This window comes from Streptomyces katrae, from assembly GCF_002028425.1.
Taxonomy (GTDB): domain Bacteria; phylum Actinomycetota; class Actinomycetes; order Streptomycetales; family Streptomycetaceae; genus Streptomyces; species Streptomyces katrae_A.
Genome location: NZ_CP020042.1, coordinates 6,942,630 through 6,957,051 on the forward strand (window position 1 = coordinate 6,942,630; position 14,422 = coordinate 6,957,051).

11 protein-coding genes and 1 pseudogene are annotated in these 14,422 nt (G+C 75.0%); 7 read left to right on the top strand and 5 right to left on the bottom strand.

Features of this window, described 5'->3' with window-relative positions:
* Nucleotides 1-4: 4 nt before the first annotated feature.
* A complete protein-coding gene (locus B4U46_RS31480) occupies nt 5-1,651 on the top strand; it encodes a sensor histidine kinase (protein WP_237293392.1) in 1,647 nt (548 codons plus the stop codon).
* A complete protein-coding gene (locus B4U46_RS31485) occupies nt 1,648-2,349 on the top strand; it encodes a response regulator (RefSeq protein WP_079431007.1) in 702 nt (233 codons plus the stop codon). The genes B4U46_RS31480 and B4U46_RS31485 overlap by 4 nt, the downstream gene beginning before the upstream one ends.
* On the opposite strand, the gene melC2 is transcribed toward B4U46_RS31485, so the two are convergent.
* Both melC2 and melC1 read right to left on the bottom strand, forming a co-directional pair.
* Nucleotides 2,304-3,152, bottom strand: coding sequence for a tyrosinase MelC2 (melC2, locus tag B4U46_RS31490; protein WP_079431008.1), 849 nt, complete (start codon nt 3,150-3,152; stop codon nt 2,304-2,306). The two genes, B4U46_RS31485 and melC2, sit on opposite strands and share 46 nt — an antisense overlap.
* Nucleotides 3,152-3,547 (bottom strand): apotyrosinase chaperone MelC1, encoded by a 396-nt coding sequence (melC1, locus tag B4U46_RS31495; protein ID WP_079431009.1) that lies wholly within the window; start codon nt 3,545-3,547, stop codon nt 3,152-3,154. The genes melC2 and melC1 overlap by 1 nt, the downstream gene beginning before the upstream one ends.
* Nucleotides 3,548-3,844: 297 nt before the next feature.
* Here melC1 and B4U46_RS31500 point away from each other — a divergent pair, with 297 nt between their 5' ends.
* A complete protein-coding gene (locus tag B4U46_RS31500; RefSeq protein ID WP_079431010.1) occupies nt 3,845-5,236 on the top strand; it encodes a glutamate decarboxylase in 1,392 nt (463 codons plus the stop codon).
* 15 nt (nt 5,237-5,251) lie between these two features.
* On the opposite strand, the gene B4U46_RS31505 is transcribed toward B4U46_RS31500, so the two are convergent.
* Together B4U46_RS31505 and B4U46_RS31510 are read right to left on the bottom strand one after the other, a co-directional pair.
* Complete coding sequence (locus B4U46_RS31505) at nt 5,252-7,699, bottom strand: DEAD/DEAH box helicase (RefSeq protein ID WP_107438358.1); 2,448 nt, start codon at nt 7,697-7,699, stop codon at nt 5,252-5,254.
* A gap of 97 nt (nt 7,700-7,796) precedes the next feature.
* On the bottom strand, nt 7,797-9,467 hold the full coding sequence (locus tag B4U46_RS31510) for a sigma-70 family RNA polymerase sigma factor (protein WP_079431011.1): 1,671 nt from the start codon (nt 9,465-9,467) through the stop codon (nt 7,797-7,799).
* A gap of 209 nt (nt 9,468-9,676) precedes the next feature.
* Between B4U46_RS31510 and B4U46_RS31515 the strand changes: the two genes are divergently transcribed.
* Both B4U46_RS31515 and B4U46_RS39450 read left to right on the top strand, forming a co-directional pair.
* Nucleotides 9,677-10,438, top strand: coding sequence for a bifunctional 4-hydroxy-2-oxoglutarate aldolase/2-dehydro-3-deoxy-phosphogluconate aldolase (locus B4U46_RS31515; protein WP_237293196.1), 762 nt, complete (start codon nt 9,677-9,679; stop codon nt 10,436-10,438).
* A gap of 41 nt (nt 10,439-10,479) precedes the next feature.
* Nucleotides 10,480-11,349, top strand: a pseudogene (locus B4U46_RS39450) (PfkB family carbohydrate kinase); the annotation flags it as partial.
* A gap of 64 nt (nt 11,350-11,413) precedes the next feature.
* Here the strand turns inward: B4U46_RS39450 and B4U46_RS31525 are convergent.
* Nucleotides 11,414-12,712 carry a serpin family protein gene (locus B4U46_RS31525; protein ID WP_167747613.1) on the bottom strand — a complete coding sequence of 433 codons (1,299 nt, stop codon included), beginning with the start codon at nt 12,710-12,712 and terminating at the stop codon, nt 11,414-11,416.
* A gap of 135 nt (nt 12,713-12,847) precedes the next feature.
* Here B4U46_RS31525 and B4U46_RS31530 point away from each other — a divergent pair, with 135 nt between their 5' ends.
* Entirely contained in the window at nt 12,848-13,930 is a 1,083-nt protein-coding gene (locus tag B4U46_RS31530; RefSeq protein WP_079431014.1) for a dihydrodipicolinate reductase, read from the top strand.
* Nucleotides 13,927-14,406, top strand: coding sequence for a carboxymuconolactone decarboxylase family protein (locus tag B4U46_RS31535; protein ID WP_079431015.1), 480 nt, complete (start codon nt 13,927-13,929; stop codon nt 14,404-14,406). The genes B4U46_RS31530 and B4U46_RS31535 overlap by 4 nt, the downstream gene beginning before the upstream one ends.
* The last annotated feature ends 16 nt before the right edge of the window (nt 14,407-14,422 follow it).

A 14,422-nucleotide genomic window follows, 5' to 3' on the forward strand; every position in this document is an offset into this window, starting at 1 on the left:
CGCCATGCAGGTGCTGCTCGTCGCCCTCGTCGTCGCCGGCTGCGCGGTCTTCGCTTACGCGACCGCCCGCGGCCAGGCCGAGGACGCCGCCCGGCGCCAGGCCGGGGCCGTGGCCCGGGCCGTCGCCGACTCACCGTCCGTGCGGACGGCCGTACGGGACGCGGCGCGCGCGGGAACGGACCCCACGGGCGCGCTCCAGCCGTACGCCGAGCAGGTGCGTGCGGACGCCGGGGTGGACTTCGTGACGATCATGGCCCCCGACGGGCGGCGCTGGACCCACCCCGACCCGCGGCGCATCGGCGAGCGCTACCTCGGCAACACCGCCCGGGCACTGCGCGGCGAGACCTTCAGCGAGACCTACACCGGCACCCTCGGCCCGTCCATCCGCGTGATCACCCCGCTGACCGGGCCGGGCGGTGACGTCGTCGGCCTGGTCAGCGCCGGGATCACGGTCCGGGCCATCAGCGCCAGGCTCGCCCAGCAGCTGACCGCCCTCGCCTGGGTGGCGGCGGGGGCGCTGGCACTCGGCGGCGTCGGCACGTACGTGGTCAACGCCCGGCTGCGCCGCCACACCCACGGGCTGGACGCCGCCGGGCTGAGCCGGATGTACGACTACCACCAGGCGGCCCTGCACGGGGTGCGGGAGGGGCTGCTGCTGCTCGACGGCCACCGCAGGATCACCCTGATCAACGACGCGGGCCGGGAACTCCTGGGCCTGTCCGGGGAGGTCACCGGCGCCGGCGTGGACGCCCTCGGGCTGCCCGCCCCGCTCACCGGTGCCCTGCTCGCCGACCGGCCCCGGGTGGACGAGGTGCACCTGACGGCGGAGCGGGTGCTGGTGGTCAACAGCGCGCCGGTGGCGGGCGGCGGCCGCCGCGGGACGGTGGTCACCCTGCGGGACCACACCGAACTCCAGGCCCTCACCGGGGAGCTGGACCACGAACGGGGCTTCACCCAGGCGCTGCGCTCCCAGGCCCACGAGGCGGCCAACCGGCTGCACACCGTGGTCTCCCTCATCGAACTGGGCCGCAGCGAGGAGGCGGTGGAGTTCGCCACCGCCGAACTGGAGCTGGCCCAGGCCCTGACCGACGAGGTGGTCACCGCCGTCGGCGAGCCGGTGCTGGTCGCGCTGCTGCTCGGCAAGGCCGCCCAGGCGCACGAGCGGGGCATCGAGCTGCACGTCACCCCGGACAGCGGCGCGATCGAGGCCGGGCCGGGGCTGCCGCCCGCCCGGGACCTGGTCACCGTCCTCGGCAACCTCGTCGACAACGCCCTCGACGCCCTCACCGGGGTACCGGGCGGCCGGATCGCCGTCACGGTCCGCCGGGACGCCGACGGGCTGCTGCTGCGGGTCGCGGACAACGGGCCCGGGCTGCCGGAGGGCGTGGACGTGTTCCGGCGGGGCTGGTCCGGCAAGGGGGAGGGCCGGGGCCTGGGCCTGGCCCTGGTGCGCCAGGTGGCCCACCGGCACGGGGGCTCGGTGGAGGCCGGCGACGCCCCCGCGGGCGGGGCGGCCTTCACGGCCCGCCTGCCGCTGCCTCCGGCGGACCGCCCGGCCCCGCCCGACGGCCCGCCCGGCCGTGCCGGGGCCGAGGGCGTTCCGGCGGCCTACCGCGTTGCCCGTCCGCCCGTCGGGGGCGGTGCCGTATGAGCGCGCCCGTGCGGGTCCTCGTCGTCGAGGACGACCCCGTCGCCGCCGACGCGCACGCGCTCTACGTCGGCCGGGTGCCCGGGTTCACCGCCGTGGCGGCCGTCCACACCCTCGCGGAGGCCGGCCGGGTCCTGGAGCGCACCCGGGTCGACCTGCTGCTGCTCGACCTCACCCTGCCGGACGGCAACGGTCTGCGCTTCGCCCGGGCGCTGCGCGCCTCCGGGCATCCGGCCGACGTGATCGCGGTGACCTCGGCGCGGGACCTGGCCGTGGTCCGCGAGAGCGTCTCCCTGGGTGTCGTCCAGTACGTGCTGAAGCCCTTCGCCTTCCCCACCCTGCGCGAACGCCTGCTGCGCTACGCCGAGTTCCGGGCGGCCGCCGGCGAGGCCGTGGGACAGGACGACGTGGACCGGGCGCTCGCCGCCCTGCGCGCGCCCGCCGCCGCCCAGCTGCCCAAAGGGCTCAGCGCCCCGACCCTGGACCGGGTCGCGGCGCTGCTGCGGGAGGCCCCCGAGGGGCTGACCGCCGCGGGGGCGGCCGGGGCGGCCGGGATCTCGCGGATCACCGCCCGCCGGTACCTGGAGCACCTGGTGGACACCGGCCGTGCGGACCGCGCCCCCCGGTACGGCCAGGTCGGCCGCCCCGAGCTGCACTACCGCTGGCGGGCGGCGGAGGCGGGCTCGGTGTCGAAGGCGTAGAACTTCCGGTGGTCGAGCATGTCGGCCGGGGTCACGTCGTTCCAGGGGCGCATGGTGTCGCGCAGGTCGACGACGTTCGGGGTGCCGGCGGCCGGCAGGTACGGCGAGTCGGGGTGCTTCGCCTGCCAGTCGGACCACAGCTTGTCGATGAAGGCGTGGTGCATCCAGAACACCGGGTCGTTCGGCGAGACCCCGGTGGCCATCTGGCCGCCGACCCACACGTGCACCCGGTTGTGCAGGTTGGCGCCGCGCCAGCCCTCCAGGTTGTTGCGGAAGCCGTTCGAGGCGCTGTTCCACGGGGCCATGTCGTAGACCGGCATCGCGAGCACCGCGTCCACCTCGGCGCGCGTCGGCAGCTGCGCCACGCCCTCGCCGAGCGCACGGCGCAGGTAGGAGCGGCCGTCGACGCGGACCGACACCTCCCACTTGCCGGTCGCGTACGCGAACGGGCCGTCCATCACCTGTCCGTCGCGGGCCCGGCCGGTGCCGCCGAGGAAGTCGGCGGCCCAGAGGGAGGAACGGGTGGTGCGGTCGGCGGTCCAGTCCCAGTACGGGATCGAAACGCTCTTGTCCACCGCCTGAAGAGCCGCCTCGAACTCGAGGAGGAAGCGGCGGTGCCAGGGGAGAAAGGAGGGGGAGCGGTGGCCGACGCGGTCGCCCGAGTCCGTGTCGCTCATGATGAACCCGTTGTGGGTCGTCACGAAGCGGTCGTAGCGGCCGGTGCGCTTGAGTTCGAGCAGCGCGTTGGTGAAGGCGCGCTTCTCCTCGGCGGTCAGCGTGGCCTGGTTCTTGCGCACGGTCATCACATGCCGCCCATCTGCATCGGGGCCAGCTGGGAGCCCTGGAGCTCGCGTACGGCGGCACGGGCCAGCGAGGTCGGGTCGGCGAAGGTCTCGTAGTGGTTGACCACGCTGATCCAGGTCCCGTCGGCGTTCTGCATGACGTGCAGCTCGCGGCCGTCTATCCGGACGCTGGGCGTTCCGGCGCCGCCGTGGTGGCCGCCGTGGTGTCCGCCGCCCGAGGCGGGCGATATCTGGATGCGCCGGCCCATGTACACCTCGTCGACCGTGCCGGCCGGGGTGGTGGCCGCGGCGCGGGAGTCGGTGGCGGCGGCGTGCGCGGTGGCGCCTGCGATGCCGAGGACGGTGAGAGCGCCGGCGGTGGTGCCCAGGGCCTGCCGGCGGGTGATCTTGTTCATGGCCGAAGAACTATCAGCGGCCGGAGGGCAGTTGGCCGGAATCCGGACATCGGCGGATAAGTTCTATGTAGAACAAATTAAATGATCTTCCTGTCCGGATCGGCTCCAGTGATCCGGACGGGAAGATTGACGGCGGAAATGTCATCCGGCGGTAAGTTTTCCGGTCCGATGGTACGCATGTGGACGGGGTCACGCTCTGGAGTCGGCCGGAAGCGGTGCCGGAATCCGCCATTCCCGATCAGTCCTCAAGCGCCCTTGAAGTCCTATTTGCAGCGACTCACGCCCTATAGTCCCGATATGGCTCTTCATCAGACGAAGGACACGCGCACCGAGGACACCGACACGGACGTCTTCGCGTCCGCCCTGAGCGGCCAGGTCCTCCCCAAGTACCGGATGCCCGAGGACCACGCGTCCTCCGAAGTGGTCTACTCGCTCCTGCGCAACGAGCTCCTGCTCGACGGCAACGCCGCCCAGAACCTCGCCACCTTCTGCACCACCTGGTCGGACGACGGCGTGCACCGGCTGATGAACGAGTGCCTCGACAAGAACATGATCGACAAGGACGAGTACCCGCAGACCGCCGAGATCGAGGCCCGCTGCGTCAACATCCTGGCCGACCTCTGGAACGCCCCGGCCGGCACCACCGGCACCGGCTGCTCCACCACCGGCTCCAGCGAGGCCGCCATGCTCGGCGGACTCGCCCTCAAATGGCGCTGGCGGGCCCGCCGCAAGGCCGAGGGCGAACCCGCGGACCGCCCCAACCTGGTCTGCGGGCCGGTCCAGATCTGCTGGGAGAAGTTCGCCCGCTATTTCGACGTCGAACTCCGCCAGGTCCCCCTGGAACCCGGCGCCACCGGCCTGCGACCCCACCAGCTCGCCGCCCACGTGGACGAGAACACCATCGGCGTCGTCGCCATCCTCGGCGTCACCTACACCTGCGACTACGAACCCGTCGCCGAGCTCGCCGCCGCCCTCGACCGGATCCAGGAGGAGCACGGCTGGGACGTCCCCGTCCACGTCGACGCCGCCAGCGGGGGCTTCGTCGCCCCCTTCCTCCACCCCGACGTGGTCTGGGACTTCCGGCTGCCGCGCGTGGCCTCGGTCAACACCTCCGGCCACAAGTACGGGCTCGCGCCGCTGGGCGTCGGCTGGATCGTGTGGCGCACCGCCGACCTGCTCCCCGCCGAGCTGGTCTTCGACGTGGACTACCTCGGCGGCGACATGCCCACCTTCGCCCTCAACTTCTCCCGCCCCGGCGGCGAGGTCATCGCCCAGTACTACCTCTTCCTGCGCCTGGGCCGGGCCGGCTACCGCCGTGTCCAGCAGGCCTGCGCCGACACGGCGCAGTACCTGGCCGGCGAGATCGCCGGGCTGGGCCCCTTCACCCTGCTCTACGACGGCCGGGGCGCCCTGCCCGCCGTCTCCTACACCCTCGCCGATCCGGGCGGGGCCGGGTTCAGCCTCTACGACCTCTCCGACCGGCTGCGGATGCGCGGCTGGCAGGTGCCCTCGTACCCGCTCCCCGCCGACCGCGAGGAGACCGTCATCCAGCGCGTCCTGATCCGGCACGGGGTGACCCGCGACCAGATCGCCCTGCTGGTCGAGGACATCCGCCGGGCCGTGGCCCACCTGCGCGCGGTCCCGCAGCTCACCCCGGCCACCCCCAGCCGCTCGGGCTTCCACCACTGACCCGGCCGCGCCCCCTCAGCCCGACGAGGCCTGCCAGCGCATCCCCAGGGCCGTCAGCGCGGCCACCCGCTCCGGCGCCAGGCGCGCCGCCCGGGAGCGCTGGTTGGCGATCCACGAGCCCAGCCGCAGCTCCTGCCCGCCCACCCGCTCCACATGGGGCCGCGGCACCCGCAGGTGTCCCTCGCGGGCGTGGAAGCGGCGGGCCGCCTCCAGGTGCGCGGCCCAGGCCTCGGCGTGGCTGAGCCGCGGCGGCGGCCGTTCCTCCTCCGCGGCCGGGGCCAGCCCCAGTGTGTGCTCCAGCAGCCACCGCTGCGCAAAGGCAAGCCGCTCCCAGCCCAGCCGCTGGGCCCGCACCCACAGCCCCAGGTCCTCGCCCTGCACCACCACCTGCCCCGGTCCGGACGGAACGGTGCCGCCCGCGTCCAGATGGGCCCGGGTCAGCTGGAAGCCGCGCTGCCAGCCGATGTCCCAGGCCGGACACCAGGCCGGGTCGATGGCCTCCAGCGCGTCCCGGCGCTCCTGCGAGAGCGCGCCCGGGCCCTCGCGGCGCGCGGCGGCCCGGTTGTTCTTCATCCACACCCCGACCGGCACCCCGTGCCAGGTGGCGTCCACCGGCGGCAGCAGGTGCCCGTGCTCCGCAGCCCAGGCACGGGCCGCCGCGAGCCCTTCCTCGAAGGCCACGTCGAAATGGCTCCACACCATGCCGAGTTCGTCCAGCTCCCGCATCCGCTCCCGCCCCAGCGCGCCGCGCCGGTAGGTGCGCCGCGCGTCCGCGATCCACTGGCCGAGCGGGAACCCCGCCAGGGCGGACGGCCACTCCTCCCGGTCCGCCGGAACCCTGAACGCGAACGGCACCTTCAGGTCCCCGGCCGTCGCCGCGTAGACCCGGGCCGCCTCCGCCCCGCGCCGCCACCGGGTGTGCTCGGGGTTGAGCACCCGCAGCCGGATGAAGGCCGCCAGCAGCGCAGGATCGCGCGGCGTGGAAAAGCTCAGCAGGGCCCGCGCCCCCGCACCGGGCCCGGCCGAGGTCTCGGCCGCCGCCGGGGCCTTCGCCGCCGCGCTCGGGGCCTGCGGCTGGGCCAGGGCCTCCACCAGCCGGGAATCGTGCGCCCGCAGGGCCTCCAGGAGCCGTGCGAGGTCCCCGTACGCCCGCGAGGTCAGCATCGACTCCGGCGACTCGCCCGGCCCCAGCAGCACGGGCACCACCAGCGAGGCCACCTTGCCCTCACCCGGCCGGATCCGCAGCGCCCGCCCGACCGCCTGCACCAGATCCGGCATGGAACCGCGGACGTCCGCCCAGAAGACGGAGTCGCACTCCTTGGTGTCCACCCCCTCGCCGAGCACCCGGACGCTGCCGAGGAAGGCCTTGTCCGCCACCCGGTCCGCGGCGAACGCGTCCAGCACCCGCCGCCGGTGCGCCGCCGTGTGCTGCCCGCACAGCCAGTCCGCCCACACCGTCCGCGGGTACACCGGCCGCGGGCTCCGGCTCGCCGCCCGCATCCGCGCCGCGACCGCCGGCAGCCCCGCGGCGAAGGCCTCCGCCTCCTTCGTCAGGTGGTGGAACACCAGCGTCCGCCGGAAGCCCTGGTCCGCCGCGGCCTTCACCAGCGCCGCCTGGAGCGCCGCGAGCCGCATCCCGCGCACCCGGTCCGACCGCCCGTCCGCCCCCAGCAGCACGGCCGACTGGAACCCGGGATCGCTGACGTCCACGCACACCACCCGGTACGGGGCGCAGATGCCCCGGTCGATGGCCTCGGACAGCGACAGGGTGTGGCAGCGGGAGCCGAACGGCCCCTCGGGATCGTCCTCCATCGAGGCGACCAGCTCGCCCCGCCCCCGCGGCTCCCGGCCGCCGCCCTGCTCCTCTTCCTCCTCGTCGGCCTCTTCGCCGTCGCGCCACACCCGGGGCGTGGCGGTCATGTACAGCCGGCGCAGGGAGGGGATCCGCGCGTTGTCGTGCACCACCGCCCAGGGCTTGCCGATCCGGCCCGAGGTCCGGTGCGCCTCGTCCACCACGACCAGGTCCCAGGACGGCAGCCCGGCCAGGTGCGCCCGCTCGATGGTGCCCAGGCCCAGCGAGGCGTACGTGGCGAACACCGTCACCCGCTCCAGCGGCCGGGCGCTCCAGCGGGCCAGGACGCGCGGATCGGTGGTGGTGGGCACCCCCACGTCCTCGCCGCGCAGCGAGCACACCGCCAGTGCCCGCCCGGTGCGGCCGCCCTCCCGCCAGGCGGCGACGGTCTGCACGAGCAGGTCGAGGGAGGGCACCAGGACCAGGACCCGGCCGGCCCGCAGCTCCTCGGAGGAGCGCACGGCTACCAGGGACTTCCCGGACCCGGTGGCCATGATCACCTGGGTCCGCAGCCCCTGCGCGGGCACCCGGCCGTCGGCGGGCAGCTGGAGGGCGCGCACGACGGCGTCGACTGCCTCGCGCTGATGGGGCCGCAGCTCCTTCCTCGGCACGCACCTCACCCCGCCCGCTCGCTGATCTGCTCCTCGGCCTCCAGGCTCTATCTTGCCTGCATTCTGAGTCAAAGAGGAGGATGTGGGACGGGACCCCTCAGCCGCGCGCGCCGAAGTTCTGCGTCCACCACGGGCCGCCGGCCCCCGGGTGCATGCCGACACCGATGTCCTTGAAGGAGCAGTTGAGGATGTTCGCCCGGTGGCCCGGGCTCTTCATCCACGAGTCCATCACGTCCTGCGCCGTCTGCTGCCCCCTGGCGATGTTCTCGCCGTAGGTGGACCAGCGGTACCCGGCGGCCGTCGTCCGGTCGCCCGGGTCCGCGCCGTCGGGGTTGGTGTGGTCGAAGAAGCCCCGCCGCGCCATGTCGTCGGAGTGGCCCTGCGCGGCCCTGTCCAGCTGCGCGTCCTCCTTGACCGGACCGCAGCCGGCCGCCGCGCGCTCGGAGTTGACCAGGGCGATCACCTGCCCGACCACCCCCGCCGGGGCGGGCGCGGGCGCGGGCGGCGCGGGCTTGGGCGGGTTGCTGCGGGTCGGCCCGGGCGCCGGGGCCGAGGACTTCGGGCTGCCCTCGGACGGCGACGGCGAGGCCGAGGGGGAGGGCGAGGCCGAGGGGGAGGGCGAGGCCGAACCGGAAGGCGAGGCCGAAGGGGAGCCGGAGGGCTGCGCGGAGGCCGTGTCGGGCGCGGAGAGCGCGGCCAGGGGCGAGGCGGAGGTCGCACCGCCCGCCTCGACGCCCTTCTCGCCGGGCGTCGTCGTCAGGTAGACCAGACCGCCGCCCGCCACGCACGCGGCGATCACCGCCCCGCCGATCGCCCGGCGGCGGTTCTGACGCCGCTTGCGCTGCGCCCCCCGGCCGCCGGACGGGTCACCCGCACCGGTGTCCCCGCCCTTGCGCCGGGCCGCCCTGCCCGGACCGGACACCACCGGGTTCAGCTGCGTCGCCGCGTCGGCGAAGGCCACCGGGGCGGCGTTCGCCGTCACCGCGGCACGTACGCCCGTCATGAGCGCCGCCGCCACCGGGACCAGCGCCAGCCCGGCCAGCAGCCCCTCCGCCGGCATCAGACCGTTCCACAGCCCGGAGCAGCGCAGGCACTCCCGGGCGTGCCGGGCGATGCGCTTGCGCCACAGCGGCGAGGGCCGGCCGTCCCAGGTGCCCGTCATCGCCCGTATCTGCTCACACGGCGGCTGCGCCTCCAGGGCCCGCTCCACCACCCGCGCCGATTCCAGCTGTGCCTTCATCCGCTGCACCCGCACCGCCGTGTGCTGCGGGGTCAGCTCCAGGGCCGCCGCCACGTCGGCCCGGGTCAGCTCACCGGCGCACTCCAGCCACCACAGCGACAGCAGCGCCCGGTCGTCGGGCTCCAGCCAGCGCGTGGCGCGGGCCGTCTCCCGGCGCTGCCCCGACAGCTGGAGCCTGACCACCGTCAGGTCGGCGAAGTCGGCGCCGGGGTCGGCGATGTCCTGGGCCGCTTCCAGACCACTGGCGCCCGGGACGCCACTGCGGGACTGCCAGTGCGCCCGTATGCGGTTCATGGCGATGGCCACCAGCCAGGACCGGAAGTTCTCGTCCGCACGCAGGGTGCCCAGGCCGTCGAGCGCCCGCAGCATGGTGTCCTGCACCACGTCGTCCACGTCCACGGAACCGTTCAGGGCCCGGCCGACGATGTTGTAGACGAGCGGCAGGTGGACGCCGACCAGCTCGTCCTGCGCACGGGGGTCGCCCGCGCGGGCCGCTGCCACCAGCTCTGCCGTGTGCTGTGTACTCATGTGAACTTCCCTGTCCGTACCGGCGGTCGATGATGTCCGACAACTGGGAGACCGTCGAGAGGGACCCCGATAACACTTATCCGGAAGAACTTTTTATCCGGAGGAGGATCTCCGGCGCCAGCCGGGCCCCGGATGTGTAAGGTCTGGACCAATAAATCCCCGTGCACGATGCCGAGTTCCCTGCGGGGAACGTCCGGGAGGGCCCGCCCGTGTCCCTGCGTCCGTACGAAGTCATAGCCGCCCAGCGCCTGCTCCCGGTGCTGCGCAGCGGCGGCGCCGACGAGGCCGTCCGCACCACGCGGACCCTGCTCGCCGCCGGCTGTCGCGCCGTGGAGCTCACCACCTCCATACCCGGCTGGCCCGGGGCCGTCGCCCGCGCCGCCGCCCTCCGCGACGCGCTGGGCCGCCCGGCGCTCATCGGCGTGGGCACCGTCACCACCGCGGCCGACGCCGAGGCGGCCCTCGACGCCGGGGCGGGCTTCCTGGTCTCCCCGTACCCCGCCCCCGAGGTCCGCGAGACCGCCGCGCGGCGCGGGGCGGCCTTCGTGGAGGGCGGCTACACCCCCGGCGAGATCGCCGCCGCCGTCCGCCGCTCGGGCGCCGCGAAGGTCTTCCCGGCCCACGTGGGAGGCCCGGAGTTCCTCCGCTCCCTGCGCGCCGTCCTCCCCGGCGCCCTGCTGATCCCGACCGGCGGCATCGCACCGGGCGAGGTCCGCACCTGGCTCGCGGCGGGCGCGACGGCCGTCGGCATCGGCGGCGGCCTGCCGACGGACCCGGCCGAACTGGCGGCCCTGTTCGCCTCCCTGGCGGCGTACCCGGCCGGGCCGGGCGCCCGGCGGGCCTCCGCGCACGCTGCCAGCCGGGCCGTACCGCCCGAGGGGGCCTCCGTACTGTCCGGGGGACCGGCCGGGCCGGGCGCGGAGCTGTCCGTTCCGGTCGAGGGGCCGGCCGGCCCGGGCGGGGAAGGGTAGTCGTGGCCGCTTCCCCGGACGCCGGGCCGTACGACGTCCTCGTGCTCGGCGAGGTGCTCGTCGAGGTCCATGCCGAAGCCCCGCTGCGCGAGGCCGCCGACGGGACCGCCGCCCGGATCTCCTACTCCGGCGACGCCCTCAACGCCGCCGCTGCCGCAGCGGCGGCCGGAGCGCGCACCGCCCTGCTCGCGGTCGTCGGGGAGGACGAGCTGAGCGTTCCGCTGCTGCGCCGGGCCGCCGAGGTGGGCGTGGACGTCTCCCACGTCCACCGCGCCCCGTACCCCAACGGCGCCTACCTGCTCAGCGCGGACACCGACGGGGAGCGCGAGTTCGTCTACTGGCGCACCCGCAGCGCCGGGTCCACCCTCTCCCCGTCCCATGTCGAGGCCTGGCAGGGGCTGTTGACCGGCGCCGGGGCGCTCATCACCGGCGGGATCGCCGGTGCGCTCTCCCCGGCCAGCCGCGAGGCGGTGCTCGCCGCCGCCCGGACCGTCCACGGGGCCGGCGGCCACGTCACGTACGACCCCAACTTCCGCCCCCGGCTGACCGGACGCGGCGAGGCCCGCTCCCTGCTGGCGGCGGTGGCCCCGCTGACCGGGCTGCTCAAGGCCTCCTGCCCCGCCGACTCCCTCGCCCTCGTCGACACCGCCGACCCCCGCACGGCCGCCGCGCGCTACCGGGAGCTGGGCGCCCGCGCCGTCGCGGTCACCGCCGGGGCAGGCCGGCTGCTCCTGGACGAGGGCGCCCGCGCGGCGTACCACCCCGTCCCGGTGAACCCCGCTCCCGTCGACGCCACCGGCGCCGGGGACTGCTTCACCGGCACCGTCACCGCCCGGCTCGCCCTCGGGGACCCCCTCGCGGAGGCGGTGGCCCACGGCGTCGCGGCGGCCTCCCTGTCGGTGTCGGGGCGCGGGGGCACCGGCAGGGTCCCCTCCTTCGCGCAGACGGCGGCGCTGGCCGCGACGCTCCCGCCGCCTACTCCCCTCCCGCCCGGGCCTCCCCTTCCGCCCACACCTCCTCTTCCGCCCAGGCCTCCGCTTCCTCCCGCAGCTTCTCCTCCAGGCTCTTCTCCGCCGGCCGCGCGTACGGGAGCGGATCGGTGACCCAGCCCGCCGCCAGGACCAGCCGCGAGGTGCGGTGCACGGCCAGGAAGCCGAAGGGGCGGTCGAAGCGGACCTCGGCCCGGCGGGTGCGGTAGCGCAGCCGAGGGGGCGCCGCGCAGCCCGGCGCCGCGGCGACGGCCGTGACTGCGGCGGCCTCGAAGCCCTCCGCCTGGAACCGCGCCACCGCCGACTGCCGGGCCGAACCGATGGCCAGGGGCTCGGAGCTCACCCCGGGGAAGTGGCCGCGGCTGTCGTCGCGCGCCTGCTCCAGGCCGAACAGCCGGGCCCGCTCCAGGAGGTCGTGCTCGGCCCGTACCTCGAAAGCGGGGGTCTCGACCACGAGCCGGGGCTCGGGCGTCAGCGCGAGCTCCCGGGCGATGGTGAGGCCGGGACCGGGGCGGCCCTCCGGGAGCAGGCTCGCGGGGGTGAGCGGGCGGGCGCCGGTGACGGCCTCGATGCCGGTGGTGAGGACCCCGCCGGTCCCGGCGCCGGGTTCGCCCAGCACCAGGTGGACGTCCACGCCCGTGTCCCCGACCACCTCCAGCAGGGTCACCGCCCCCTTGGGTCCCTGCGCCACCGCGGCCCGTTCGAGCAGGGCCGTGCTGCGGTACAGCATCCGCAGGGGCAGCCCGGCCCAGGGGCCTTCGGCCGCCTTGCCGGGCCATTCCAGGAACGGCCGGATCCACTTCGTCTTCAGGGTGAGGGCCGAAGCCAGCACCAGCTTCGTGCCGTGCGGCCCTTCGGTCAGCGTGACCGGCATGTGCTTGACCATCCCGCCCGTCCGCCGGTCGGCCCACGCGTCCAGTGCCTTGTGGCCGGCCGCCGCGTCGCCGCTGAGGGTGCCGTGGCCGCCCGGCGCCAGCCGCTCCAGCCAGGCGGCCTCCAGCGGCAGGTCCGCCCGGGTCCACAGGCCCGTCGCCGCTCGCAGCCCCCGTACGCCGTCCAGCGCGGCCAGCAGCTCCCGCGCGGCCCCGGCCGCCCGCTCGGCGGGCATGCCCAGGGCCTCCGCCAGCTCTGTCCGGGCCGGGCCCGCCGCCCCGTCCGCGAGCGGGGCGAGCAGCGGCCAGACCCCGGCCGCGGTGAAGACCGTACCGGCGTCACCTCCGTGGGCTTCGGCCCAGCGCGCCGTGAGCCGGTTGACCGCCCGTACCGTCGAGTTCTTCATGCTCATGGCGGGGGAGGGTACGGGGTGGGAAGGGGCCCTGCCGAATCCTTTCTGCGCAGCCGGAGTCCGGGGTGCGGCCCGGTCCGAAAAACATCGTCCACGCCCCTGGGTTCCTCCGCGCCCCGTCGCTACCCTCCGCGCATGATTCCCACGGTGGTCTGGGGCACGGGCAACGTAGGACGTGCGGCGATCCGCGCCGTCGAGGCCCACCCGGCGCTCGAACTCACGGCAGTGATCGTCCACAACCCCGCCAAGGTCGGCCGCGACGCGGGCGAACTCGCCGGCCTCGACCGCAGGCTGGGGGTGGCGGCGACCGACGACATCGCGGCGGTGCTCGCCGCCCGCCCGGCCGCCGTCGTCTACGCGGCCTCCGGCGACGTCCGCCCCGACGACGCCCTCGCCGACATCACCCGGGCCGTCGCCGCCGGCGCGGCCGTCGTCAGCCCCGCCCTCTACCCGCTCTACGACCACCGCAGCGCCCCGCCGGAGTTCCGCGACCCGGTGCTCGCGGCGGTAGCCGAGGGCGGCGGCTCCCTCTTCGCCTCCGGTGTCGACCCCGGCTGGGGCAACGACGTGCTCCCGCTCCTGCTGAGCGGCCTGGGCACCACGGTGGACGCGATCCGCTGCCAGGAGATCTTCGACTACTCCACCTACGACCAGCCCGACTCCGTCCGCTACCTCGTCGGCATGGGCCAGCCCATGGACTACCAGCCGATGATGCTGATGCCCTCCGTGCCGACGATGGTGTGGGGAGGGCAGATCCGGATGATGGCCCGCGCCCTCGGCGTCGAACTAGAGGACATCCGCGAGACCTGCGACCGGCGCGCCCTCGACACCACCGTCACCACCCCCACCATGGGCGAGTTCGAGGCCGGCACCCAGGGCGCCATCCGCTTCGAGGTCCAGGGCATCGTCGGGGGCGAACCCCGGCTCGTCATCGAACACGTCACCCGCATCCACGCCTCCTGCGCCCCCGACTGGCCCGCCCCGCCCGACGGCGGCGCCGGCGCCCACCGCGTCGTGATCGAGGGCCGCCCCCGCATCGAGGTCACCGTCGAGGCCACCGACGAGGGCGAGAACCGTTCGGCGGGGGGCAACGCCACCGCCGTCGGACGGCTGGTCGGCGCCATCGACTGGCTGGTGGAAGCGGAACCCGGGCTCTACGACGCCCTCGACGTCCCGCTGCGCCCCGCAGTCGGCAAACTCGGAAGGAAACAGCCATGAGGATCGACGTCCCCGACGGCCAGCACCCCATCGAGTACGTATGGGGCGACCTGGTCCCCGGCATCGGCATGGCGGCCGCCAACTTCTCCCTGTCCGTCTACGCCCACACCACCCTGGGCCTGCGCGAGTTCGAGGCGGCGCGGCTGCGCATCGCGCAGATCAACGGATGCGTCTTCTGCCTGGACTGGCGCACCGACCGGGACGGCGAGAAGGTCGAGGAGGACTTCGCCGTCGCGGTGACCGAATGGCGCACCACCAAGGCCTTCGACGACCGCACCCGGCTGGCCGCCGAATACGCCGAGCGCTACGCCCTGGACCACCACAACCTCGACGAGGAGTTCTGGGAGCGGATGACGGCGCACTACAGCCAGGTGGAGATCGTGGAGCTCAGCATGAGCATCGGCTCCTGGCTCGCCTTCGGCCGGCTCAACCACGTCCTGGGCCTCGACAGCGTCTGTGTGCTGCCGGGCAGCTGAACGGTGCCGGGGCCGG

Excerpts from the sequence above, each read along its gene's own strand:
- B4U46_RS31480 (WP_237293392.1), top strand. The coding sequence starts at position 5 with ATGCAGGTGCTGCTCGTCGCCCTCGTCGTCGCCGGCTGCGCGGTCTTC.
- B4U46_RS31485 (WP_079431007.1), top strand. The coding sequence starts at position 1,648 with ATGAGCGCGCCCGTGCGGGTCCTCGTCGTCGAGGACGACCCCGTCGCC.
- melC2 (WP_079431008.1), bottom strand. The coding sequence starts at position 3,152 with ATGACCGTGCGCAAGAACCAGGCCACGCTGACCGCCGAGGAGAAGCGC.
- melC1 (WP_079431009.1), bottom strand. The coding sequence starts at position 3,547 with ATGAACAAGATCACCCGCCGGCAGGCCCTGGGCACCACCGCCGGCGCT.
- B4U46_RS31500 (WP_079431010.1), top strand. The coding sequence starts at position 3,845 with ATGGCTCTTCATCAGACGAAGGACACGCGCACCGAGGACACCGACACG.
- B4U46_RS31510 (WP_079431011.1), bottom strand. The coding sequence starts at position 9,467 with ATGAGTACACAGCACACGGCAGAGCTGGTGGCAGCGGCCCGCGCGGGC.
- B4U46_RS31525 (WP_167747613.1), bottom strand. The coding sequence starts at position 12,712 with ATGAGCATGAAGAACTCGACGGTACGGGCGGTCAACCGGCTCACGGCG.
- B4U46_RS31530 (WP_079431014.1), top strand. The coding sequence starts at position 12,848 with ATGATTCCCACGGTGGTCTGGGGCACGGGCAACGTAGGACGTGCGGCG.
- B4U46_RS31535 (WP_079431015.1), top strand. The coding sequence starts at position 13,927 with ATGAGGATCGACGTCCCCGACGGCCAGCACCCCATCGAGTACGTATGG.